The 25371-nt window shown below is 56.5% G+C and carries 19 protein-coding genes and 1 riboswitch; of the genes, 7 read left to right on the top strand and 12 right to left on the bottom strand.

Translation table 11 applies throughout. The features are described 5' to 3' along the window. Positions 1–8: 8 nt before the first annotated feature. Positions 9–2816, bottom strand: a complete 2808-nt coding sequence (gene polA, locus OUO13_RS10755; RefSeq protein WP_283173889.1) for a DNA polymerase I — start codon at positions 2814–2816, stop codon at positions 9–11. A 129-nt stretch (positions 2817–2945) separates the two neighbouring features. Between polA and OUO13_RS10750 the strand changes: the two genes are divergently transcribed. Together OUO13_RS10750 and OUO13_RS10745 are read left to right on the top strand one after the other, a co-directional pair. Then, positions 2946–3239 (top strand): DUF2782 domain-containing protein, encoded by a 294-nt coding sequence (locus OUO13_RS10750; RefSeq protein ID WP_283173888.1) that lies wholly within the window; start codon positions 2946–2948, stop codon positions 3237–3239. 6 nt (positions 3240–3245) lie between these two features. Beyond that, positions 3246–4220, top strand: a complete 975-nt coding sequence (locus OUO13_RS10745) for a homoserine kinase (RefSeq protein ID WP_283173887.1) — start codon at positions 3246–3248, stop codon at positions 4218–4220. Here OUO13_RS10745 and OUO13_RS10740 read toward each other — a convergent pair. From OUO13_RS10740 to OUO13_RS10725, 4 genes are read right to left on the bottom strand one after another with little or no spacing between them, the layout of a single operon-like run. After that, positions 4195–5118, bottom strand: coding sequence for a phosphotransferase (locus OUO13_RS10740; RefSeq protein ID WP_283173886.1), 924 nt, complete (start codon positions 5116–5118; stop codon positions 4195–4197). The genes OUO13_RS10745 and OUO13_RS10740 overlap by 26 nt on opposite strands. After that, the gene (gene pnuC, locus OUO13_RS10735) at positions 5103–5759 is read right to left on the bottom strand and encodes a nicotinamide riboside transporter PnuC (protein ID WP_283173885.1); all 657 of its coding nucleotides are present in this window, start codon (positions 5757–5759) and stop codon (positions 5103–5105) included. The genes OUO13_RS10740 and pnuC overlap by 16 nt, the downstream gene beginning before the upstream one ends. Further along, positions 5752–6021 (bottom strand): hypothetical protein, encoded by a 270-nt coding sequence (locus OUO13_RS10730; protein WP_283173884.1) that lies wholly within the window; start codon positions 6019–6021, stop codon positions 5752–5754. Before OUO13_RS10730 ends, pnuC begins: the two co-directional genes overlap by 8 nt. Positions 6022–6078: 57 nt before the next feature. After that, positions 6079–8229 (bottom strand): TonB-dependent receptor, encoded by a 2151-nt coding sequence (locus OUO13_RS10725; RefSeq protein WP_283173883.1) that lies wholly within the window; start codon positions 8227–8229, stop codon positions 6079–6081. 89 nt (positions 8230–8318) lie between these two features. Beyond that, positions 8319–8419, bottom strand: a riboswitch (TPP riboswitch). Positions 8420–8671: 252 nt separating this feature from the next. Between OUO13_RS10725 and htpX the strand changes: the two genes are divergently transcribed. Then, a complete protein-coding gene (gene htpX / locus OUO13_RS10720) occupies positions 8672–9565 on the top strand; it encodes a protease HtpX (protein WP_283173882.1) in 894 nt (297 codons plus the stop codon). A 452-nt stretch (positions 9566–10017) separates the two neighbouring features. On the opposite strand, the gene ppx is transcribed toward htpX, so the two are convergent. Further along, on the bottom strand, positions 10018–11523 hold the full coding sequence (gene ppx, locus OUO13_RS10715; RefSeq protein ID WP_283173881.1) for an exopolyphosphatase: 1506 nt from the start codon (positions 11521–11523) through the stop codon (positions 10018–10020). 156 nt (positions 11524–11679) lie between these two features. Here ppx and trxA point away from each other — a divergent pair, with 156 nt between their 5' ends. Further along, positions 11680–12006, top strand: a complete 327-nt coding sequence (gene trxA, locus OUO13_RS10710) for a thioredoxin TrxA (protein WP_283173880.1) — start codon at positions 11680–11682, stop codon at positions 12004–12006. Between the two features lie 261 nt (positions 12007–12267). Further along, positions 12268–13533, top strand: a complete 1266-nt coding sequence (gene rho, locus OUO13_RS10705; RefSeq protein ID WP_283173879.1) for a transcription termination factor Rho — start codon at positions 12268–12270, stop codon at positions 13531–13533. A 527-nt stretch (positions 13534–14060) separates the two neighbouring features. On the opposite strand, the gene rpoH is transcribed toward rho, so the two are convergent. From rpoH to ftsY, 4 genes are all read right to left on the bottom strand, one after another. Continuing rightward, positions 14061–14930, bottom strand: coding sequence for an RNA polymerase sigma factor RpoH (gene rpoH, locus OUO13_RS10700; RefSeq protein WP_283173878.1), 870 nt, complete (start codon positions 14928–14930; stop codon positions 14061–14063). Positions 14931–15106: 176 nt separating this feature from the next. Beyond that, on the bottom strand, positions 15107–16147 hold the full coding sequence (ftsX, locus tag OUO13_RS10695) for a permease-like cell division protein FtsX (protein WP_283173877.1): 1041 nt from the start codon (positions 16145–16147) through the stop codon (positions 15107–15109). After that, positions 16137–16805 carry a cell division ATP-binding protein FtsE gene (gene ftsE, locus OUO13_RS10690; RefSeq protein WP_283174011.1) on the bottom strand — a complete coding sequence of 223 codons (669 nt, stop codon included), beginning with the start codon at positions 16803–16805 and terminating at the stop codon, positions 16137–16139. Before ftsE ends, ftsX begins: the two co-directional genes overlap by 11 nt. Positions 16806–16816: 11 nt before the next feature. Further along, positions 16817–18088, bottom strand: a complete 1272-nt coding sequence (gene ftsY / locus OUO13_RS10685) for a signal recognition particle-docking protein FtsY (protein WP_283173876.1) — start codon at positions 18086–18088, stop codon at positions 16817–16819. A gap of 233 nt (positions 18089–18321) precedes the next feature. On the opposite strand from ftsY, the gene rsmD reads away from it, so the two are divergent. Then, positions 18322–18903, top strand: coding sequence for a 16S rRNA (guanine(966)-N(2))-methyltransferase RsmD (gene rsmD, locus OUO13_RS10680; protein WP_283173875.1), 582 nt, complete (start codon positions 18322–18324; stop codon positions 18901–18903). Positions 18904–18989: 86 nt separating this feature from the next. After that, positions 18990–20990 carry a sensor domain-containing diguanylate cyclase gene (locus OUO13_RS10675; RefSeq protein ID WP_283173874.1) on the top strand — a complete coding sequence of 667 codons (2001 nt, stop codon included), beginning with the start codon at positions 18990–18992 and terminating at the stop codon, positions 20988–20990. A gap of 48 nt (positions 20991–21038) precedes the next feature. On the opposite strand, the gene parC is transcribed toward OUO13_RS10675, so the two are convergent. Next, positions 21039–23294, bottom strand: a complete 2256-nt coding sequence (gene parC, locus OUO13_RS10670) for a DNA topoisomerase IV subunit A (RefSeq protein ID WP_283173873.1) — start codon at positions 23292–23294, stop codon at positions 21039–21041. A 123-nt stretch (positions 23295–23417) separates the two neighbouring features. After that, positions 23418–25298, bottom strand: coding sequence for a putative bifunctional diguanylate cyclase/phosphodiesterase (locus tag OUO13_RS10665; protein WP_283173872.1), 1881 nt, complete (start codon positions 25296–25298; stop codon positions 23418–23420). Between the last annotated feature and the right edge of the window lie 73 nt (positions 25299–25371).

The following is a 25371-nucleotide window of genomic DNA, read 5'->3' as shown; positions in this document are numbered from 1 at the left end:
CTGCCCCATCAATGCGCTTCGTCCCAGTTGATGCCGATTCCGGCTTCGACCACCAACGGCACTTTCAGCTCGGCGGCCTGTTCCATCTGCTGCTTCAGCGCCGCCGCAAAGGCTTCGGCCTGATCGTCTTTGACTTCCAGCACCAGTTCGTCGTGTACCTGCATGATCAGGCGGGCGTCAAAACCCGATTCCGGCAGCCACTGCGCCACCTTGATCATGGCGCGTTTGATGATGTCAGCAGCCGAGCCCTGCATCGGCGCGTTGATCGCGGTGCGTTCAGCGTGCTGGCGCATAGCGGCGTTACGGGAGCCAATTTCCGGCAGGTACAAACGACGGCCGAAGATGGTTTCGACATAACCCAGCTCCTTGGCCTGTTCGCGAGTGCGGTCCATGTAGTCTTTCACACCCGGATACCGCTGGAAGTACAGGTTTACATAATCCTGGGCTTCACCACGACCAATACCGAGCTGTTTGGCCAGACCAAACGCCGACATGCCGTAGATCAGACCGAAGTTGATGGCCTTGGCGCTGCGGCGCTGGTCGGAGCTGACCTCGGCTTCGGCAACCCCAAACACTTCAGCAGCGGTAGCACGGTGCACATCGTGGCCACCCGCAAAGGCGTTGAGCAGACCAGCGTCGTCGGACAGGTGCGCCATAATCCGCAGTTCGATCTGCGAATAGTCCGCCGCCACCAGTTTGTAGCCTTGCGGAGCCACAAACGCCTGGCGAATCTTGCGGCCTTCGTCGTTGCGAATCGGGATGTTTTGCAGGTTCGGTTCGGTCGATGACAAACGCCCGGTGGCGGCCACTGCCTGATGGTAGGAGGTGTGCACACGACCAGTAACCGCGTTGATCATGGTCGGCAGCTTGTCGGTATAGGTGCTTTTTAACTTCGACAGGCCACGGTGTTCCATGAGTAATACGGGCAGCTCAAAACCTTCATCGGCCAGTTCCTGCAGCACTTCTTCGGCGGTAGACGGTGCGCCTTTTGGTGTTTTCTTTTTCACCGGCAGGCTGAGCTTTTCGAACAGGATTTCGCCCAGCTGTTTGGGCGAGCCGAGGTTAAACACCTGACCGGCAACGTCGTGCGCTTTTTGCTCCAGCTGCTGCAGGCGCTGTTCAAACTGCTGGCTGAGTTCGTGCAACTGGTCGGCATCGATCAGGGCTCCGGTGCTTTCCATGCTCGCCAGTACCGGCATGACCTGCATTTCGATATCACTGAACACCGCTGCCAGCGCGCCCTCGGCCTGCAGGCGCGGCCACAGGGTTTGGTGCAGACGCAGGGTGATGTCGGCATCTTCGGCGGCGTACGGACCGGCCTGATCGAGGTTGATCTGGTTAAAGGTCAGTTGTTTGGCACCCTTGCCAGCAATGTCTTCAAAACTGGTGGTGGTGTAATCCAGATAGTGGCGCGCCAGGCTGTCCATATCGTGACGGCTGGCTACCGAGTCGAGGATGTAACTTTCGAGCTGAGTATCAAAGGCCACACCCTTGAGCTGGATGCCATGGTTGGCCAGCACGTGGGTGTCGTATTTCATATGCTGGCCGACTTTTTTCACAGCTTCGTCTTCCAGCAAGGGTTTCAGCTGCGCCAGCACTGTCTCACGGTCGAGCTGGGCCGGAGCGCCCAGATAGTCGTGCGCCAGTGGCACATAGGCCGCCTTGCCCGCTTCGACGGCAAACGAAACCCCGACAATGCGGGCTTCCTTATAGTTGAGCGAGGTGGTTTCGGTATCAAAGGCGAACAGCTCGGCGTTTTTCAGGGCTTCGAGCCAGCGGTCGAAATCGGCTTGTTCCAGCACGATTTCATATTCACCGTCGCCACTGAACACCGGCGGGAATTCGGTAACAGCGGCCGTTTTAGTGGCTGCGCTGTCCGCACTGGCCGTTTTGCTGGTGGCTGGGCTGGCGGTTTTGGCTGTTGGCGCGATAACAGCCTGAGCGCCATCGGCTTGTAACTCAGTTACCCAGCTGCGGAAATCCAGTTCGCGGAACTGCTCCAGCAGACCGTTGATATCAGCCGGCTGGCTGACCAGCTCGGACAGGTTCTGCTCCAGCGCCACATCACATTTGATGGTCGCCAGCACTTTCGACAGCAGCGCGGCGTCCTTGTGTTCTTCCAGTTTGGCGGCCATGGTTTTGGCGCCACGGAAGCTGAGATCCTTGACCTTGTCGAGGTTGGCGTAGATGTCTTCAAGGCTGCCGAGGCCAGCCACCAGACCAACAGCGGTTTTTTCGCCCACGCCCGGCACACCCGGAATGTTATCGACCTTGTCGCCCATCAGGGCCAGGTAATCAACGATGTGCTGCGGTGGCACTCCGAACTTTTCCACCACCCCGCTGGCGTCCATAAAGGTGTTGGTCATGGTGTTGATCAGGGAGACGTGGTCGTCCACCAGCTGCGCCATGTCCTTGTCACCGGTGGAGATAATCACCTGACAATCGTGAGCTTCGGCCTGACGGGCCAGGGTGCCAATCACGTCGTCGGCTTCAACCCCTTCGATGATCAGCAGCGGCAGGCCCATGGCGCGGATAATCGCGTGAATCGGCGCAATCTGCTCGCGCAGTTCTTCCGGCATCGGCGGGCGATGGGCCTTGTAGTCGGCATAGATGTCGTTGCGGAAACTCTTGCCCTTGGCGTCGAACACCACCACCAGCTGGGCGTCGGCATAATCCTTCTGCAGCTTGCGGATCATGCTGATCACACCCTTGATGGCATTGGTGTGCAGGCCGGACGGGTTGGTCAGCGGCGGCAGGGCATGGAACGCCCGGAACAGATACGAAGAGCCATCAATCAGGACGACGGGCCTGGCCATAGAGAATTCCTTGCGACAGGGCATGCCGGATAGCCGGAAGACTGGGGGATTGGGCGCCAGCGGCGTACAATGCTCCGGAGCCGGACATGCAGTGGTTCGGTAAATTTTGTGAATGAGGCGCAGTCTAGCATGAAGACTTCCCGAGTACTGGTTGCCAGCCTGTTGCTGGCGCTGGGCAGTACCACCCTGCTGGTGCCAGCCGTTCAGGCTGAAGACATCACCGGCGAAACCGTGACCATCCGTAACGATGGCGATAACACCTTCTACGAGTTCCGCATCAACGGCGAACTGGTGGAAATCAAGGTTGTGCCGAAAAAAGGCCCAACCTACTACCTGGTGCCAGCGAACCCGGAAGGCACTGAATTCATGCGCAAGGACAACCCGGACATTGTTGTACCGTCCTGGGTTATTTTCCGCTGGTAATTGTGAATGTCGGTTTACACCAGTCTGAGCGCCACAGAAGTGGTCGAACTGCTGGCCCGGTTTGAACTGGGTCAGCTGGTTGAATACCGCGGCATTACCGCCGGTATCGAAAACACCAACTATTTTGTCACCACCGATCAGGAACAGCTGGTACTGACCCTGTTCGAGCACCATCCGGCGGCAGAAGTTGAACAATTTGTCGCGTTCGCCCGCCATCTGGGCGACACCGGCCCGGTGCCGGTGCCCTGCCCTCTGGCCGACCGCAGTGGCCAATGGCTGCATGAAATGGCCGGGAAACCGGCAATTATTTGCCATCGCCTGCCCGGTGATCATGTCGAACGTCCGGCTCTTGCCCATTGCCATGCCATTGGTGCGGCGCTGGCGCAGTTACATCTGGCGGGCACCAGCCTGCTGCTGGAGCGTCCGAACAATCGTGGTTACGACTGGTGGTTGCAGATGCCAGCCCAGGTCAGCAGCCAGATCAGCGCTGACGAGCAGGCCCTGCTGGCCGACGAACTGGCCCATCAGCAGGCCATTCGCAGTGAGTGGTTACAACTGCCACACGGCTGGATTCATGGCGACATGTTCCACGATAACGCCTTGTTTGATCAGCAAGGTGAGCAGCCGGTACTGGGCGCAATTCTGGATTTGTACAACGCCTGTCAGGATGCCTGGATCTATGATCTGGCGATTACCGCCAATGACTGGTGTTGTGAAAAGACTGGCGAGTGGCGAGTGGCCGAACGTGAAGCCCTGTTAGCCGGTTATCAGTCGGTTCGCCCGTTTAACGCGCTGGAACAGGCCCACTGGCATAACGCTCTGCGGGCCGCCGCACTGCGCTTCTGGCTCAGCCGCCTGTTAACCCGCCAACATCAGGCCCAGCAGTTACAGCCGGGTAACAGTGGCCAAATGGCCATCAGCAAGGACCCCGCCGAACTGCGCCACAAGCTGCAGCTCAGACGTCAGGATTCTCGCGACTGACCAGCAGCCGGCTGTCTTCGATCAGACGGTTCATGCTGTCGAGGAAACGCTGGCGGTTGTGCAGCTCCTGCACGCCGAACCAGAGTTCGTTCAGATAGGTCATTTGCAGCCGGGCCCGCATCCACGCGGTGCCCTGCTGATCCACATGATTCAGCTGACACCAGTAACGTTCGCGGGTGGTTGGCAACTCCCCCATCAGACTGAAACTGGCGATGTCCCATAACGGATGGCCAATCCCCGCATATTCCCAATCGAGCAAACGCCAACCAGCAGCTGACTTGCGCCAGTTATTGGGGTTGGGGTCCATATGGCAGATCGAACGTTCCCGGCCGGGTGCCGCCGCCAGCATTTCCTGCAAGGGCTGTTGTAAACGGCTCCAGTCATCTTCCGGCCAGCGCTTCTGAATACCCTGCCAGTAATGCGCGGCTTTTTCGGCGATTGAGATTTCCGGCAGGTCAGAACCCCACGGCAGCTGGTGCAGCTGGCGAATAGCACTGGCGACATCGGGCAGATCATCGACCGGTGGCGGCCCTGCCAGATGACGCCCACGCACGTGTTCCATGATCCAGTATTCGTCGTTGCTGGCGCGAAAACGGATCGCAGGCGCCAGACCATGATGTGCAGCACGCTGCTGGATGCGGAACTCCTGTTCACGATCAATCGCCAGTTCACGGCGGTTGGCAGCGCTGACTCGCAGCACAAACTCACCGGAGTCGAGGTGTAACAGCCAGCAACGGTTGGTCAGGCCACCCGTCATCGGCAGCAAGGAATGGGTTTCCGGTGGCAGGGAGCACAGCCCCCACTGCTGCCACTGGGAAAGAATCGGTTTGATACTGGGCCCCTCCCGGGAGATAAAACTTCGCCAGACGGTATCCAGCCAACTCAGGCTTGTTGCCAAATGCGCTCCTGCGACTCGTTGTTCTGCTGCTGCCGATACTCGGCCAGCCACAAAAACCATCCTGTAATTGCCAATATTACGTAAAGTGCCATCAAGACAGCGGTCAGGTATAACTCACGATCGACGTATAACACAATCGCGGCGCTATCAATTACCAGCCAGTATAACCAGTTCTCGAGGATCTTGCGGGTTACCATCCAGGTGGTAATCACGGCACCCCAGGTGGTGAAAGAGTCGAGCCACGGACGCGCGGCACCGGTGAATTGTTCCAGCAACCAGCCGCTACACACCGTCAGGCCTATCATCGCGGTCATGGCCAGCAGATGCTGATGCCAGCTCCAGCGAGTGATCGGCAACGGGCTTACATGTTCGCTGTCCTGCCCATGACGCCAGGCCCACCAGCCGTAAACCGCCATCGCCAGATAATAGACATTCAGGGCAGATTCCATCACCAGGCTGACGTCCCAGAACAGCCAGCTGAATATCGCAGTACTGCCAAAGGCGGCATACCAGCAGGCGTTGTTCTGACGCATCGCCAGTAGCAGGTAAGCCAGACCCAGCGCCACCGCAATGATTTCGGCCACACTCATGGCCTGCCAGGCCGCTTGCACGGCCTCCAGTACAACGGACTGATCAGCCATGAGGATTCAGGGCCGGATCAAGATTCACACCGGGAATCATCTTGTAGACAAAAATGGCTTTGCCCCAGTTTTCATACGAACGCTTCATTTCTGCGGCCAGGGTGCTCATGACCAGATCATAGTCACCAAACACCTGGGTGCTCATGGTGTTACACACCACACTCAGGCCTTCGACCTGCTGCAGGCGCTCAATGAAGTCCTTGATGGCAGGTTTGTATTCGTCCGCCAGCGGGTATTTGCTGATTTCTACCGAAAGTTCCATAACAGGCTCCAGAGTTCAGACCGGCCATCCCCTGATGGCCGGCACAGATAAGAAGGATCAGAACGAGTATTTGGCTTCCAGGCCAATCAGACGTGGATCGCCGTACTGCACCCAACGCTGGTTGGTGTAACCGTCACGCGGGTCGTTGCCGAAGTGGAAACCACGCACTTCGTAATCCACATCGGAGAGGTTGCGACCGTAGAGGGCGGTTTGCCATGGGCCATTGGTGTAAGCAACACGGGCGTGCCACAACACATAGGCGCGGGATTTTTCATTGTGGCTATCGGAGAAGTAGAAGCTGTCCTTGGCTTCGTTTTCCAGCGTCAGGCTGACACGTTCCAGCACCGCCCAGGTCAGGGCGTTGGCAAAGCTGTATTCCGGTGCATGAGCCTGGGCGCGGCCAGTCATATCGACCACACCATCATCCGTTGTGTACTGGTAATCGGTGTATTCAGTTTTCAGATAACCGCCACTGAAGGTCCAGTTCAGCTGCTCGTTAAGATCCCAGCTGGATTCCAGCTCAACACCCTGGTTTTTTCCGGACGCGGCGTTGTCGAGGTAATCCTGGAAAGTAAAACCACCCTGACCGTTGGCAACCGCATAGGAGGTTTTCACCTGCTGGTCGAGACGACGGATATAGAACACCGCGACACGGGTTTGCAGGGTGTCATCCAGCAGGCTGGATTTCAGGCCCACTTCATAGGCGTTGTTGTATTCCGTATCAAAGGTACGGTGGCTTTCGCTGATATCCGGGTCGGTGTTCACACCACCGGCCTTGTAACCACGGGCGACCGAGCCATAGGTCATGTGGGCATCACTGAGCAGCAGCTCGGCGGTGAGTTTGCCACCCCAGAGGTCTTCGCTGCGGTCGTTGCGAATGCCATTGCTGTCGACATAGCCGGTTTCCCAACGTTCGGTACGCAGACCACCGGTCAGCACCAGATCATCGGTCGCCTGGAATGACAACTCGCCGTAAAACGCCTGTGATTCAGTATCCAGCTGGCTGCTGAACGGACCATCAATCCAGGTGTAATAACGGGTCATGTCTTCATCACGACGCATGTGGTAAACGCCCACCACCCAGTCGGTGCTGTTGTTGAAGATGCGCCCGGCTTCAGCCGAGGTCAGGCGCACATCCAGCTCACGACGGTCGTGATCACGCAGATACTGGTCGGTAGAGCTGTAACCATCAGCATCGGCCAGACAGGCCCCCTGAGTGGTATCACATGGGTCCGGGGTGTAGGTGACGGAGTCATCCATCCAGATGTATTCACCGTAAGCCCAGTCTTCGTCATAACCATAATCGGTATCGGAATGACTGCCCGACATCAGCACGCGCAGATCGGCAGCGTCACTGACTTCGGACGTCCAGGTCAGCGCAGCGGCAGTGGTTTTCTGCTTGTCCTGGCCCGGCTGGTTGGAATAGGTGGTGCGAGTGTTATCCAGCGAGAAACCGTCGTAACCGTTATCCACACGAATGTGCAGCAGGGTCAGGTCGAGCTGGTTACGGTCGTTGGCGTCGTAGTGCAGACGGCCACGAATCACACCTTCATCAATATTGTTGGTGTCATCGCGGTTCAGGTAAGTGTTGTGCATGTAGCCGTCGGAGACGTTTTTCGATACCGCAATACGGCCCTGCAGATCATCAGCCAGCGCACCACCTACAGCCAGACCGGCCTGACGGGTGTTGTAGTTGCCGATCTTGCCGGTCACATACCCTTCCGATTCAGCGGTTGGCGCGTTGCTTTCGATATTGATCATACCGGCCAGCGAGTTGGCACCAAAACGGGTGCCTTGTGGGCCACGCAGTACTTCAACCTGTTGTACGTCAAACAGGGTGGCAGCGCCGCCCAGACCTGTCATATCGATATCATCAATACGCAGGCCCACCGACGGGTTCACCGGATCCACAAACTGGCTGCGCTCACCGATACCACGAATCTGGATATAACGACCACGGGATGCGCCAGAGGCAAAGTTCACGTTCGGCGCCAGAGCCAGCACGTTTTCGAGGTTGTCAGCAGAACGCTGCTCGATCACATCGGCACCGACCACACTGGTGGCTTCCGGAATGGATTGAACATCGGTCTGACGAAAATCGGCGGTAACCACGACTTCTTCAATAGCGGAATCAGCGGCTGACTCAGCCTGCACCAGAGCGGATGCGGCCATCAACGCCAGAAAAAGGGGCTTGCGGGTGTGGATCATGGGTTTCCTCATTAACTGCAAAGGAGACCCGGCGACTGCGTAGAGGTCTGGTGATGCCAGACCCGGATTCGGAGGGACGGCTATTTCAAGGTGCCGCTCTCGCCCATTCCTACGCCGGTACTAACCGGATCAGGTTCGAGGGGTTCGCGCTGCGCATCTCAGGCCTGTTGGGCCACCCCCTGGGACGACCGCTATTATACGGATATTTTCTATACAACCAATGGCCGAGAACTTTGGTCGGATATATCTGTCAAGGCTCAAAGGCTGGATTCTGAGACACACGGATCAACTCCGGCACAGATTGACACTGACAACCTGCGGTAAAACGTCGCAGGTTACCCGGTAACCATCGGATTGAACCTTGAAAAACTGAGTAAATTGCTCAATCTTGTTGTCTGTAGATAAAGAAAAAGCGCCTGACGAATTCAAGGAGAATCCTTTCATGATGCGCATCATCCTGTTTCTGGCCACTAACCTGGCGGTCATGCTGGTCGCCAGCATTACGCTGTCCCTGCTGGGGGTTGGCAGTTACATGAACTCTCAAGGCATGCACCTCGGTAACCTGATGGCATTCTGCCTGGTGTTCGGTATGGCTGGCTCGCTGGTTTCGCTGTTCCTGTCCAAATGGATGGCGAAAAAGACCATGGGTCTGCAAATGATCGAAACGCCACACAACGCTGGCGAACAATGGCTGCTGAGCACCGTCAAAGAGCTGGCTGACAAAGCCGGTATCGGTATGCCGGAAGTGGCGATTTTTGCCTCTGCCCAGCCAAACGCCTTTGCGACCGGCTGGAACCGCAACAACGCTCTGGTGGCAGTATCCACCGGCCTGCTGCAGCGTATGGAACGTGAAGAAGTCAAAGCGGTGCTGGGCCACGAAATTGGCCACGTTGCCAACGGTGATATGATCACCCTGAGTCTGATTCAGGGTGTGGTAAACGCCTTTGTGATGTTCTTCGCCCGCATCATCGGTAACGCCGTTGACCGCGCCCTGTCCAGCAACAGCGAAGAAGGCTACACCGGCCCAGGTATCGCCTACTACGTGACCAGCTTTATCGCTGAAATCATTCTGGGCTTCCTGGCCTCCATGATTGTGGCCTGGTTCAGTCGCTACCGTGAATTCCGTGCCGACCAGGCCGGTGCTGATCTGGTTAACCCGCAAGCCATGATCAACGCTCTTGCCCGTCTGCAGCAAACCTACGACCAGCCTTCTGAGCTGAATGGTGAACTGGTGGCGTTTGGTATCGGTGGCGAAGGCAAGATGTCGGCCCTGTTTGCTTCCCACCCACCACTGCCAACCCGTATCGAAGCCCTGAAGCGTCGTTATGGTGTGTAAACCGCAGTGATAAAAAAACCGGCGCAAGCCGGTTTTTTTATGCCCATGAGAATGCCGGGCATACAACGATGTACTCGATACATTCTCGCAGCGATAGCCCCATCATGGATGGATTACCGAACTGGCCCAGCGCAGCTGGCTGCGCCATGCCCATCTGGGCGAGCCGGGATTCACCGCAACGGCCGACCCGGCCGGGGCATGGATGCCCCGCAAGGCCCGTTGGCACAGGGATGTGCCATCGGGCCGGGGTCGAAAAGCCGTTGTCGGGGAATTTCGGGAAAACGAGCCCAGTCGGGCAAAAGCAGGGGGAGGCCCGCCCGGCCGGGGGACAAGGTCCCCCAAGAGGGCATCCGGCTGTGCCAATTAACAAGCCATGGAAATCGTGCAGCAATCCGCTGCTTAACCATTAAGCCACAGCCGGTTTTTGCTTCGGTAACCGTCAAGCCGCAGGCTTAACCGGCAATGGTCAGCGCCATACCGGCATCACGCTGGAACTGCACTTCAATCTGCAAGTCACGAGCCGTCAGCGGGTGCGCTTCCAGCCAGCCTTCCGGCAGGTTCAGAATCAGTTCATCACCCTGAACCCGGGCCGCGGGTGTTGGCACCGGATGTGCGCCACGGCTGTGGTTCAGCACCACCGCCAGACGCAACAGACGGGTAATATGCAGAATCTGCTGACGACGACTGCTGGTGATACGGGCAAATTCCGTTACTGCCAACTTGCGACGATGGCAACGTACCATGGCCGCCAGCTTGGCCTGGCCCTGACGGGTAAAACCGAGCATATCGGCATGCTGCAGCAGATAACCGCCGTGTTTGTGGAAACCGGTATGCGAGAGGCTCAGACCAACTTCGTGCAATTCAGCCGCCCAGCCGAGCCAACCGGCAAAGTTTTCATCCAGACCCCAGCTGCCACGCACCTGTTCAAACAGTTCCAGCGCCGTGGTGCGTACCAGTTCGGCCTGTTCCTGATCCACAAAGAAACGTTCTTTTAACGACTGCACGGTGCGCTGGCGTACGTCTTCGTGGTCGGAACGACCGACCAGATCCCATAGTGCACCTTCACGCAGGGCACCATCGGAATAGACCATGTTCTCGATACCGAAGGTATCAAACACCGCCACCAGAATAGCCAAGCCACCAATAAACACCTGACGGCGTTCGAACTTCACGCCCGGCAGGTTAACGTCATCGAGGGTGGCAAATTGCAGAGTCTGCTTGCGCAGCTTTTTCAGGGCAGAAGCCGTAATGCCATCACTCAGCCAGCCATACGCCGACAGGGTCTGTTCCACCGCACGAATAGTGCCGGACGACCCTACCACGTTTTGCCAGCCCAGCTTTTTATAGTCGGTTTCGATATTCAGCAGTTCCTGACGAGCCGCCGCTACCGCATCTTCAAATGCCGCTTCAGTAATACGACCATCCGGAAAGAAACGTTTGGTGTAGGACACACAGCCCATGTGCAGGCTTTCCAGCGCCTTCGGCTCGAAACGCTCACCAATAATGAACTCGGTGCTACCACCGCCAATATCCACTACCAGGCGTTTGCCAAGGTCATCGGCCAGCGTGTGGGCTACACCCAGATAAATCAGGCGGGCTTCTTCACGACCGGCAATGACTTCGATGGGATAACCCAGCGCTTCTTCGGCACGGTCGATAAATTCCTGGCGGTTACGCGCAGCACGCAAGGCGTTGGTCGCCAGCACACTGACACGACGCGGGTCCATCCCCTGCAGACGTTGGCCAAACTCGCGCAAACACTCCAGACCACGCTGTTGGGCTTCTTCAGATAATTGGAACTTATCATCCAGTCCAGCGGCTAACTGGACCTTTTGACCACGACGTTCAAGGATTCGGAATTCGCCCAGAAACTCGCGCGCTACCACCATATGGAAGCTGTTGGAGCCCAGATCAACGGCGGCAATCAGGTCGCCAGCCGGGGCAGAGGTGTCTGTCATAATACTTGTCCCGCGTATCGTTTTTTTCAGCTATAACCGGAATATGCAGCGCACAAGCGCGTCCGTCCAGTAGATATTGGACGAGCCGGGCGATTGATTCCCCTTCTCGTCAGCGTACAATGAAGATCAATTGCTTGAATCCAACCAGGGGAAAACATGAGCGATCTCATTCTGACAGTTAGTGACGACTCTTTTGAAACCGACGTACTGGGCAGCGACCTGCCAGTGCTGGTGGACTTCTGGGCTGAATGGTGCGGTCCGTGCAAAATGATCGCCCCGGTTCTGGAGCAAATCGCTGCAGAATTCGAAGGCCAGCTGAAAATCGCCAAGCTGAACATCGACAACAACGAAGCGACCGCTCCTAAATACGGTATCCGCAGCATCCCGACTCTGATGCTGTTCCGTAACGGCCAGGTAGAAGCCACCAAGATTGGCGCCATGAGCAAATCTGAACTGACTGCGTTTATTCAGCAGGCTCTGTAATTGCTCGTCGGGGGTCGATGAATGTCGGCCCTCTACCCACCAGCAGCACGACTGCTGAGCAAATGCTGTTTAATTATTGATCTGCCTCAAGGCATTTCAAAGCTTGACATAAATTGTAACAGCCGATTCTGTAATGGCTGGACACCCCCAATCATTGGGTCTATAGTGCCTTTACGCCTTGGGTCTCCATCGCACTTCTCTCCTTGATGCCTCATCAAGCTTCCGCCCCAATATCATCCAAATAACGCAACAAGTTCTCCTATGAATCTTTCCGACCTGAAACTGAAGTCCGTTCCCGAGCTCCTTGAAATTGCCAAAGAGATGAATGTCGAGAACGTAAGCCGTACCCGTAAACAGGACATCATCTTCGCAATTCTCAAGCACCACGCGAAAAGCGGCGAAGATATCTATGGAGACGGTGTATTGGAAATCCTGCAGGATGGTTTCGGCTTCCTGCGCAGCGCCAACAGCTCTTACCTTGCCGGCCCTGACGATATCTACGTTTCACCGAGCCAGATCCGTCGTTTCAACCTGCGCAAGGGTGACAAGATTTCCGGCAAGATTCGCCCTCCTAAAGACGGCGAGCGTTATTTTGCGATGCTGAAAGTCGCTGACATCAACGACGACAAACCAGAAAACGCAAAATCCAAAATTCTCTTCGAAAACCTTACCCCTCTGTTCCCGGACCAGCGCTTTGTACTCGAAGCCGGTAACGGTTCCACCGAAGACCTCTCCTCCCGTGTTCTCGACCTGATTGCCCCAATCGGCAAAGGCCAGCGCGGTCTGATCGTAGCGCCTCCAAAAGCCGGTAAAACCATGCTGCTGCAAACCATTGCGCAGTCTATTACCCGCAACAATCCGGAAAGCGACCTGATCGTACTGCTGATCGACGAACGTCCGGAAGAAGTAACCGAGATGAAACGCTCCGTGCGTGGTGAAGTGGTTGCGTCGACCTTCGACGAACCACCAGCCCGTCACGTTCAGGTAGCCGAAATGGTTATCGAAAAAGCCAAACGTCTGGTTGAACACAAGCGCGACGTGGTGATCCTGCTCGACTCCATCACTCGTCTGGCCCGTGCTTACAACACCGTTATCCCGTCATCCGGCAAGGTACTGACCGGTGGTGTGGACGCCAACGCTCTGGAAAAACCAAAACGTTTCTTTGGTTCTGCCCGTAACGTTGAAGAAGGCGGCTCCCTGACCATTATCGCTACCGCTCTGGTGGATACCGGCTCCAAAATGGACGAGGTTATCTACGAAGAGTTCAAGGGTACCGGTAACCAGGAACTGCACCTGGATCGCAAGATTGCCGAGAAGCGTATTTACCCGGCCATCAACATCCGTCGTTCCGGCACCCGTCGTGAAGACATGCTGTTTGATGAAGCTGCTATGCAGCGTCTGTGGATCCTGCGTCGTCTGCTGTCTGAAATGGAAGACGTACAGGGTATCGAGTTCCTGCTCGACAAACTGCGTCAGACCAAGACCAACGATGAGTTCTTCGACTCCATGCGTGGTGGCAAGAACTGATTTATCAGTCTTCTTGCAACAACAGAAAGCCGCTCTGATGAGCGGCTTTTTTGTTTGTGACGTCGGGCGTCGGGCGTCGGGCGTCGGGCGTCGGGCGTCGGGCGAGCAGCATCTATTCAGCACCAAACCTCCAGCACAACGCCACCCAGCGCAGCTGGCTGCCAAATGCCCATTGGGCGAGCCGGGGTGAGCACCAAGGCCCGACCCGGCCGGGGCATGGATGCCCCGCCAGACCCGTTGGCACAGGGACGTGCCATCGGGTCGGGGTCGAACCGGCCTTGTGTGTGAAACCCGGAGTCACGAGCCCAGCGGGCAAAAGCAGGGGGACGGCCGCCCGGCCGGGGGACAAGGTCCCCCAGGCAGGGCATTCAGCGTTGCCAGTTAACAAGCCGCGTAGACAGAAAAGCAGCGCCTGACATTCCCACGCGGGAGCATGGAAACACGAGCGATCTGATCGCAGCGCGACCAAACGCCCATAAAAAAACCACCCGAAGGTGGTTTTTATTCACAGGCTGACAACGGTCGGCTCATGCCGGAACCAGCGCCCCGCCCATGGCATCTTTCAGCTTCTTCATGGCGTTTTTCTCGAGCTGACGGATACGCTCCGCCGACACGTTATAAATCGCCGCCAGCTCATGCAGAGTGGCTTTTTCTTCATTCAGCCAGCGCTGCTGCAGAATCGCACGGCTGCGGTCGTCCAGCTTGTCGAGCGCGCTGCTCAGACGCTCACTGGCATCCGATTCGAAGTTGTCGGTTTCAACCTGCAAGGCAGGGTCGGCGCTCTTGTCTTCGAGGTAATACGCCGGCGCATGACTGGCGGTTTCGTCATCGTCATCCACACCGGCATCAAACGCGGCATCATGAGCATGCAGACGGCCTTCCATCTCGAACACGGTACGGGTTTCAACACCCAGATCGTTGGCGATGGAATTGGCTTCGTCCAGACTCAACCAGCCCAGGCGTTTTTTCTGGCTGCGCAGATTAAAGAAGAGTTTGCGCTGGGATTTGGTGGTCGCCACTTTGACGATACGCCAGTTGCGCAGGATATATTCGTGAATCTCGGCCTTGATCCAGTGCACCGCGAAGGAGACCAGACGCACACCCACTTCCGGGTTGAAGCGCTTGACGGCCTTCATCAGGCCAACGTTACCTTCCTGGATCAGATCCGCCTGATTCAGGCCGTAACCGGAGTAACTGCGGGCGATATGAACCACAAACCGCAAATGCGCCATAACCAGACGGCGGGCAGCTTCGAGGTCTTCCTGATAGTGAAGACGATCAGCCAGCTCGCGCTCTTCATCGACAGTCAGCACAGGAATCGCATTAACCGTCGAAATGTACGCCTCGAGGTTGGCACCAGGAGACAAGGCATTAACGGCCAGCAAACCTTTACTCATTTAACTAACACTCCAGAGATGAAATCTCACGTTTTCGATTGCATCAACAGCTGAATAAACCTTGTACAGGTTAAACGCTGCGATGCAGTGTAGCACTCGTAAGCTCAGACTTCCAAGCGCCACACTGGTTCCCTATTTACACCGATAATGAAACAGTGAAGGCAAAAAAACCTTGATCAGGGTTCAATTTCATCCAGATGATGGCTCACTGACCACCATGCACCGGCCCAGCCAAGCAGCATGGAGCCAATCAGCAACACCATGGCCGCTGCCGGTTCCAGTGCGGCCAGCTCAAAACCGGAGCCATAACGGCTGGCCAGATCAGCGGCCGGTTGTTTTAGCAACAGCCACAGTACAATCAGCATCAGCCAGGCCATCAGGCCGCCCACGAGGCCGTACCACAGACCTGTATAAAGGAAAGGACGACGCACCCAGGCGTTGGTAGCACCCACCAGTTTGCTGACCCGGATTTCATCCACCCGAGCTGCAATCGCCAGCCGGATGGTATTCCCTACCACCAGCAGAATCGCCAGCGCCAGCAGACCACCCAGCACCCAGACCATACGCTGCACCAACACCAGCCAGGCGCGCAGACGTTCCAGCCAGGCCATATCCAGCTGCGCCGCCGCTACATCCGGATACTCACGCAAGCGTTCGCTCAAGCTCCGAATGGAGGTCGCATCAAGGGAGCTGGCTGGCTGTACAACCAAGGTCACCGGCAACGGGTTGCCTGGCAGAAGGTCCAGCGCGTCTGCCATACCACTGGTACGTCGGAAGTTCTCCAGCGCCTGTTCATGGCTGATAAAAATGACTTCGTCGATGGTTTCCAGCCGTTCCAGCGTAGCTGCCAGTTGCCGACCTTGCTCGTTGGACGCAGTGTCATTCAGATAAAGGGTGATACGACCCGATTCGCGAATGCTGCCACTCAGCTGTTCAACGTTGCTGACCGACATCCACAATGCTCCGGGCAAGGTCACTGCAATGGCAATCACCAGCCAGGTCATCAGGCTGGAAGCCGGATGCGCAAGCAGCTGCAACAGGGTTTCCACCGCCACCATCTGGTGATGCAGGAATCCGGCAACCAGCTTGTCCTTGAAGCCGATGTGCTGCTGCAAGGCACCGGGGCCACTTTCCGGACGGGAGCGGGTCTCTGCCGGACGTTCTGCCAGTGATGCACCGACTTGCGCGCGCGGGTCGTTACGACGATTAGAAGACATGGCGATCTTCCAGAATCATGCCGTGCTCCAGAATCAGGCGCCGTTTGTTCATACTCTCAATCAGGCTGATATCGTGCGTGGCAATCAGTACGGTTACACCAACCTGCTGGAAGCGCATAAACAGATCCATGATTTCTTCGGAGAGATCAGGATCGAGGTTACCGGTTGGTTCGTCGGCCAGTAACAGTGCCGGTTTATTGACCACCGCACGGGCAATCCCCACGCGTTGTTGTTCACCGCCAGACAGCTCCACCGGTTTGCGGCCTTCAAGGCCCAACAAACCCACGGAATCCAGCGCCGCACGCACACGGCGGGCACAGTCCATATGGTTATAACCGGCAATCAGGAGTGGCAAGGCAACGTTGTCGTAGACCGTGCGGTCAAACAGCAACTGGTGATTCTGGAATACCACACCGATCTTGCGGCGATGGTAAGGAATCTGGGAAGGGGTCAGGCGGTTGAGATTCTGGCCATCCACAAAGATCTGGCCACGGGACGGTCGCTCCATCAGCATCATCAGCTTCAGAAGCGTACTTTTACCCGCCCCGCTATGGCCGGTGAGAAAGGCCATTTCGCCGCGCTCCAGCTCGAAGCTGACGCCAGCCAGGGCTTCCTTGCCACCGGAATAACGTTTCGCAACCTGGTCGAAGCGCACCATACTCACCGTAATCAGTCTCCCTGGGTATCTCGCTGAAACAGGGCACGGATGAATTCGTCGGCGTTGAATGGACGCAGATCTTCGATACCCTCACCTACACCAATGTAGCGCACTGGCAGACCAAATTGTTTGGCCAGAGCGAAAATCACACCACCTTTGGCGGTGCCATCGAGTTTGGTCAGGGTCAGACCGGTTACACCGACAATCTGCTGGAACTGGCGCGCCTGGTTGATGGCGTTCTGGCCAGTGCCGGCATCCAGCACCAGCATGACTTCATGTGGCGCTTCCGGGTCGAGTTTTTTCATCACCCGCACCACTTTTTCCAGCTCCTGCATCAGGTTGTCCTTGGTATGCAGACGACCGGCGGTATCGGCAATCAGAACATCCACACCACGAGACTTCGCGGCCTGCAGGGCGTCGAACAGTACGGACGCAGAATCCGCACCAGTGTGCTGGGCAATCACTGGCACCTTGTTACGCTCACCCCAGACCTGCAGCTGCTCAACCGCTGCGGCACGGAAGGTATCACCAGCGGCCAGCATCACGCTCTTGCCTTGCAGCTGGAACTGACGAGCCAGTTTGCCAATGGTGGTGGTTTTACCCACACCGTTGATACCCACCATCAGGATAACGTAAGGCTTTTTGTCTTTTGGCAGCACCAGCGGCTGCTGAACGGCATCAAGGCTCTGTTTCAGCTCTTCGATCAGGGCCTTGTACAGTGCGTCGGAATCACCCAGCTCCTTGCGGCTGACGCGTTCGGTCAGACGCGCCATGATGGCAGCGGTGGCTTCGGCCCCCACGTCGGCCATGATCAGCTGGGTTTCGAGTTCTTCCATCAGGTCATCGTCGATAACCTTTTTACCCAGCAGCAGGTTGGCCAGACCATCGGTCAGGCTGCTGCGAGTGCGGCTCAGGCCAGCGCGGATACGGGCAAACAGGCCCGGTTTTTTCTGCTCTTCGACACGAGGTTTGGCAGCGGCAGCAGCTTCTGCGGCAGCGGCAGCTTCTGCGGCAGCGGCAGCTTCTGCGGCGGCAGCAGCTTCTGCAGCGGCGGCGGCTTCTGCGGCGGCAGCGGCTTCTGCGGCGGCAGCGGCTTCTGCGGCGGCGGCTTCTGCGGCGGCGGCTTCTGCGGCGGCGGCTTCTGCGGCGGCGGCTTCTTCCGCAGCACTGTTATCCGCTTGCGGTTGCTCAGCAGCAGCAGCGGTTTCGGCTGCCTTGGCAGCAGCTTCCGCGGCGGCGGCTTCGGCGGCCGCTTTTTTCTTGCGTTTGAAAAAATCGAACATGATAAATTCTGTCAGCTTGGATGGTGTAGATTGTCCTGAACGGCTGAAAATCCGGTCAAACTACCGTACAAAACGGCCGGTTTTCCGAAACCGCGGTATGCTACCACCATTCGAACGCCATCGGGTTTTTTATCTGTCGGAACAGGACAGTCTGTGCAGGAAGATTCGACATTCCGATACAGCTTCCCTACCATTCGACGAAATCGCGATTTCAGCAGTAAACGAGTGTTCCGTTGAGCAAACTACCTTCCCAACAGTTGCGCATTATTGGTGGCCAGTGGCGTTCCCGCCGGTTACGTTTTCCCGACATCGACGGCCTGCGTCCGACCCTCGACCGGGTTCGTGAAACCCTGTTCAACTGGTTACAGTTCGACGTCGAAGGTGCACGTGTGCTGGATACCTTCGCCGGCAGCGGTGCGCTGGGCATCGAAGCCCTGTCACGAGGGGCACGTGAGGTGGTATTCCTCGAGAAACACCCGAAAGCGGCCCTGCAGCTGCGGGAAAACCTTCAAACCCTGCAAGCGCGTAATGCCCAGGTCTGGGCTGGTGATGCCCTGCACTGGCTGGCCCAGCATCCACAACCCTGGGATCTGGTGTTTCTCGACCCCCCCTTCAACTGCGGCCTGTTGCAACCCGCGATTGACCAGCTGACCCTGCTGCCGGGTGCCGTCGTCTATATGGAACATGAAACAGCGCTGACCCTGGTGATCCCGGCCAACTGGTACGAACGCAAGAACAAGACCACCAAGGAATTCTGTTTCCGCCTGTTTGAAGTACAGGAAACAAAAGTACCAGGCACAGATACCGAAAAGTGATCTGTATTCCGACCAACCGTCGGTGAGGATTTAACATTACAGCAAAAGGGCTATGCTATCAGGAGTCCCGAACAGAGGCTGATCCTGTGACCCGACCCTCTGCCCTGAGCGTAACACTGCTACTGTTGTTGCTGACAAGCGTGCTGCAGGTACAGGCCTTGGTAATGCATCCGGAAGAGCATCCGGAAGATGGGCTACCGGATATTCCGACGGCCAATCAGACCTTTGCTGTTAATCAGCCTGGAATGATCACAATCCTCCCCAGCCAGGTCCAGTATTCGTTTGAAGAGAGCACATCAGCACTGCAAATCTTCAATAACGAAGTCTTTATGAACTGGCAAACCCCTCAAACCCCCAGCCTGAGTTTTGGTAATAGTCATGAACAGGTATGGGTGCGTTTACGATTTTTTAACCCACAGCCAACGCGCCAGACCTGGTTACTGGAAGTACGCTGGAACAACCTCTATCGGGTTGATTTTTATCAGGCATTTCGCGCCAATAGTGAGTCCTCATACAGCCACCAGGTAACCGATGTTGCCCATTACCAGGCAGGTGTTTCCGTACCACCAGAACAACTATTTATGAATAACAGCACGATTTTGTTCCCCGTAGTGATTGATGCCCAGAGCCACGGAGATGTGTTGTTACAAGTACAATCCAGCCATTTGCTATTTGCCCCCCTGTACCTGTGGCCGGAAGAAGACTTCAATCGTTATCAGTTGTCCAACCTGGCATTTTATGTACTGGCGTTGGGAATGATTATGGCGTTGTTTTTCTACAACGTTGCCGTCACCCTGTTTACCCGCGATCGTAGTTATTTCTTCTACTGCTGTTATATGGCCTCGGTACTGCTGTACCTGCTGGCCGTCACCGGTATTGGCCATTATATGATCTGGGGCGGGCACGACTGGTGGTCGCGACATGCATACGATATTGGTATCAACGCCTGCTTTTTGTTTGCAACACTGTTTGTCCGTTATTTTCTCGACTTGCGCCAGCACAGCCATTTTTGGCTCAATACCAATGACCTGTTTGTAATGGTATGGAGTCTCAACCTGCTGTTACTGTTGGTCGGCTTCGACTTCAGTGCTCGTATCGTTGATCTACTGGCGCTGGTGTCATTACTGGCTTCATTAGTGATGACTGCAACGCTGATCCGCCGTCGGATCATCGCCGCGACCTATTTTATGGTGGCCTGGATCACTCTGATTGTAACCACCTTTATTTCCCTGATAAGCCTCAAGGGGTACCTGCCCTATACAACACTGACGCAGTATTCGGTGATTGTTGGATTCGTGACCGAAAGTATCCTGCTGGCAGTGGCGCTGGCAGCCCGCATCAACGAAGACCGCACAAAACGCGATAGCGCGCTCGAACAGGCTTACCAACTACAAATAGAAATTGGTGAAAAACGGGAGGCAGCACTGAATGCCCAGGCGCGGATGCTGGAGATCGAACAGACGGCCAAACGCGAGCTTGAACTCAAGGTCAGTGAACGTACTCGTGAATTGCAACAGCTGACCCGCAGCCTCGAACAAGCCAACCGCGAACTGGCCAATCTCAGCGTCACCGACGCCCTGACCGGTGTCGCCAACCGCCGATATTTTGATCTGCATATGGAGCGGGAATTACAGCGGGCGCGGCGCAACAACAATCGGCTGGCGCTGGTTCTGGTGGATATCGACCACTTCAAACAGGTGAATGACACTTGGGGACACCCGGTAGGAGACATATGCCTGCGCTGGATCGCCAATCAACTGTCACGCCTGTGTCAGCGCAGCAGCGACTGTATCGCTCGATACGGCGGTGAAGAGTTTGCCCTGATTTTCCCAGATGCCAATCTGCAATCGATACACGAACATGTCGACCGACTACGTGCCGATATCAGCGGCACACCGTTACAGCACGAGGGGTTGGAAATCCGTATGTCGATCAGCGCCGGGATTGCGATCAGTCCACTGCGCCAAACGGTGTCAGTCGATGTTATAACCTGCCAGGCCGATACCGCCCTTTATACCGCCAAAAACAGCGGGCGTAATCAGGTGGTCATGTTCCGGATGGATGAAGATCTGGGGAATCTGGCCTGAGCCACCGGATCATTCCGATCCGGCGGCCCTGCCTATCTGAGCCGAATATTACTCAGCGTTGCTGATTTCAATCCGTTCAACGTTCTGGAAACCGCGTGGCAGTTTGTTGCCACGACGACCACGCTCACCCTGATAGTGCTCAAGATCGGTCAGACGCAGCTTCAGATGGCGTTTGCCAGCATGCACCAGCAGAGTGTCGGCCGCCGAGAACACCACCGCTGCCACCAGATATTCTTCACGCTCGGCAGACGTGGCCGTGTTGATGGCCATCAGCTTGTTGCCCTTGCCCTTGGCCAGTCGCGGCACATCCGCCAGCGGGAATACCAGCAGGCGACCATCGTTGCTGGCCACTGCCAGCCACAGATCGTCCAGCGCCGGTACTTTCAGCGGCGGTAACACCTTCGCGAAGTCCGGCAGGCTGATAAGGGTCTTGCCTGCCTTGTTCTTGCTTTGCATATCGCCGAGCGTACTGACAAAACCGTAACCGGCATCACTACAGAGCAGATACTGGTCGGCATCCTGACCCATTACCATCTGCACAAACGAGGCACCAGCAGGCGGGTTCAGGCGGCCTGTCAGTGGTTCACCCTGCCCTCGTGCCGACGGCAGGGTATGAGTAGCAAGGCTGTAACTGCGGCCAGTGTCATCGAGCAGCACCAGTTGTTCACTGCTTTTGCCCGGCAGGGCTTGCAGGAAGCCGTCGCCCGACTTGTAGCTGAGTTTTTCCGGATCAATATCGTGGCCCTTGGCCGAACGAATCCAGCCTTTCTGCGACAGGATCACGGTCACTGGCTCGTTACTGACCAGGTCGGCTTCGGTCATGGCGCGCGCTTCGGAACGGGTCACCAGCGGCGAACGACGATCATCACCGTACTGTTCAGCATCGGCGCTGATTTCTTTTTTGATCAGGGTTTTCAGGCGGCGCTCGGAGCCGAGGGTTTTCTCCAGAAAATCACGCTCTTTTTCCAGCTCGTCCTGCTCACCACGGATTTTCATCTCTTCCAGACGGGCCAGGTGGCGCAGCTTGAGTTCGAGGATGGCTTCGGCCTGGGTTTCACTCAAACCAAAACGCTTCATCAGCTCCAGCTTCGGCTCTTCCTCATGACGGATGATGGCAATCACCTCGTCAATATTGAGGAAAGCTACCAGCAAACCTTCGAGGATATGCAGGCGCGCCAGCACCTTGTCGAGACGGAACTGCAAGCGGCGACGTACCGTTGCAGTACGGTAGGTCAGCCATTCGGTCAGCATGGTGTGCAGGTTTTTCACCTGTGGACGACCATCCAGACCAATCACGTTCATGTTCACACGGTAGTTGCGCTCAAGATCGGTAGTGGCGAACAGGTGCGCCATCACCGCTTCCACATCCACACGGCCAGACTTCGGCACCACCACCAGACGGGTCGGGTTTTCGTGGTCGGACTCGTCACGCAGGTCGGTTACCAGAGGCAGTTTTTTGGCCTGCATCTGCGCCGCAATCTGCTCCAGCACCCGCGCACCGGAGGTCTGGTGTGGCAGTGCGGTAATCACGATCTCACCGTCTTCGACGCTGTACACGGCACGCATCTTGATTGAGCCCTTGCCGGACTCATACATGCGGCGCATTTCGTCACGTGGGGTGATGATTTCGGCATCGGTCGGATAATCCGGGCCCGGCACCAGCTGGCACAATTCCCCCAGAGTTGCGTCCGGATTATCGAGCAAATGAATACAGGCACTGGCCAGTTCACGCACGTTGTGCGGTGGAATATCGGTGGCCATACCTACAGCAATACCGGTAGTGCCGTTGATCAGCACATGTGGCAAACGCGCCGGCAGCGTCGCCGGTTCATCCATGGTGCCGTCGAAGTTTGGCTGCCAATCGACGGTGCCCTGTGCCAGTTCACCCAGCAACACATCGGCAAACGCCGACAGGCGGGATTCGGTATAACGCATAGCAGCGAAGGATTTCGGATCATCCGGCGCACCCCAGTTCCCCTGACCGTCCACCAGTGGATAACGGTACGAAAACGGCTGAGCCATCAGCACCATAGCTTCGTAACAGGCACTGTCACCGTGCGGGTGGTATTTACCCAGAACGTCACCGACGGTACGCGCAGACTTCTTGTACTTGGCGGTGGAACGCAAACCCAGCTCACTCATGGCGTACACAATACGACGCTGAACCGGCTTCAGACCGTCGCCGATATGCGGCAAGGCACGGTCGAGAATCACGTACATGGAGTAGTTGAGATAGGCGCTTTCGGTGTACTGGCGCAACGTCTGGCGTTCTACACCATCGTCGCTGTAACGGATTTGCGTCATGGAATTCGGATATGTCTGCTTTGAAGTTGCAGCGATTGTGACTGACTCACACCATCAGGACAATCACTGCACCCAAATCAGTTGGTCGCAGGGGAAGTAGCGGCGACGGGCGTGTGTTTGCACTCAGCTCTGTCGATAGGTTTCCACAAACGCTTCGCCGGTCAGAGGCATGCCGTACAGATAACCCTGCACCCAGTCACAACCGAGTCGCTGCAGGGTGCTTTCCTGGGCCTGATTCTCAACCCCTTCCGCCACCACGGTCAGACCCAGACTCTTGGCCATCAGGATCACCGCACGGGCGATTTCGTAGTCGTTGATGTCGTCGTTGATGTCGCGCACAAACGACTGGTCGATTTTCAGCAACGAGACCGGCATCGACTTGATCTTGCTGAGCGATGAATAACCGGTGCCGAAGTCATCAATGGAGAACTCAACACCGTGAGCGCGCAACTGGTTGATCTGGCGGTTCACTTCGATGATGCCACTCATCATGGCGGTTTCGGTGATTTCCAGCTCCAGACTGCGCGGATCAAAATCGAGCTCCTTCAACAGCAGCAACACCCGGTCGGCAAAGCCGGAGTTGATCTGGATGGCTGACACGTTGATCGCAATCTTGTCGAGTCGCACGTTCTGCTGACGCCAGGTCAGGAACTGACGGCAGGCGGTTTCCATCGCCCATTCACCAATCTCGATGATCATGCCGGTGGTTTCAGCAATGGCGATAAATTCCAGCGGTGAAATATTGCCACGACGTGGATGGTGCCAGCGCATCAGAGCCTCGACACGCCGCGGACGTGCCTCACCAAGACGGAACTGCGGCTGATATACCATGGTGAACTGACGTTGCTCCAGGGCGTGGCGCAGGTCCTGCTCCAGCGTCATACGGGAATAGAGGCTATCGGTGAGGGAACGCTCATAAAAGAAGAAGCCGTTGCGGCCGTTTTCCTTGGCCTGATGCAAGGCGGCGTCGGCATGGCGGATCAGGGTTTCAACATCACGGCCGTCTTCCGGGAAGATACTGATACCGGCGCTGGCAAACACGGTAAGCACATGGCCCTTGATCTCATACGGGCGCGACACTGCACGCAGCAGCTGATTGGCCTTGCGTTGCAATTCTTCTCGTTCACCCGAGCCTGGCAACACCAGAATAAATTCATCGCCCCCCAGACGGGCACAGAGGTCGGAGTCGCGCAGATTACGACGCAGACGCAGCGCCACTTCCTGCAACAACAGGTCGCCCACGTCGTGGCCAAGGGTGTCGTTGATGTCCTTGAAGCGATCAAGATCGAAGAAAATTACCGCTAACGGCTCATCGCGACGACGGGCCAGGCGCAAGGCAAAATCGAATTTCTTGCTTAGCAGGGTACGGTTGGCGAGCCCGGTGAGAGCGTCGTGATGAGCAATATGCTCCAGATTGTTCTGGGCCTTGCGCAATTCGGTGATATCGCGACTGACCCCCAGAACACCTATACAACGGCCCATAGCGTTGTACAGTGGCGTTTTACTGGTCTCCAGCAGCAGTTTTTTGCCATCTCGAGTGCTGACCCATTCCTCATTGCGATGACCTTTGCCAAGACGAATGGTCTCCAGATCAACATCGCGGTGACGACGAGCAACATCGGGCTCGAACAGTTCAAAATCGGTTTTGTTCAGTGGATCAATGCCCGTCCCGGTGCGAGCACGCTGGTTGGCAATGCAGTAAACACCATCCAGATCTTTCAGAAACACCACATCCGGCATGGAATCCACGATGTTATCCAGCAGTGCCAGCCGTTCACGGTCGCGCAGAGCGTAATAACGATGGGAAATAAGGATCACCAGCAACACCAGTGCTGGCAGCAGCGCAACCAGAATCCAGAACGCTGGCACCGGATGTAGCCACCAGGCATGCCAGGCCTGAAAGCGCGTAGAGGGTATCAATAAAGCAATAGCTAACAACCCGGATAAAACCAGGGCAACCCCCGACCAGGAGCGCTGACGGGCAGCAAACACAGAGTTGGTCATACAGATTCCTTTCAACGGGTATTGCAGTTGGGTATTCAGCTATCGGAACAAAACGACCTGATGTGCGAACAGA

Origin of the sequence: Parathalassolituus penaei, from assembly GCF_026626885.1 — a bacterium.
GTDB lineage: Bacteria > Pseudomonadota > Gammaproteobacteria > Pseudomonadales > Oceanobacteraceae > Oceanobacter > Oceanobacter penaei.
Note: the sequence above shows the minus strand (reverse complement) of the source record. Positions and strands in the feature narration are given on the sequence as shown.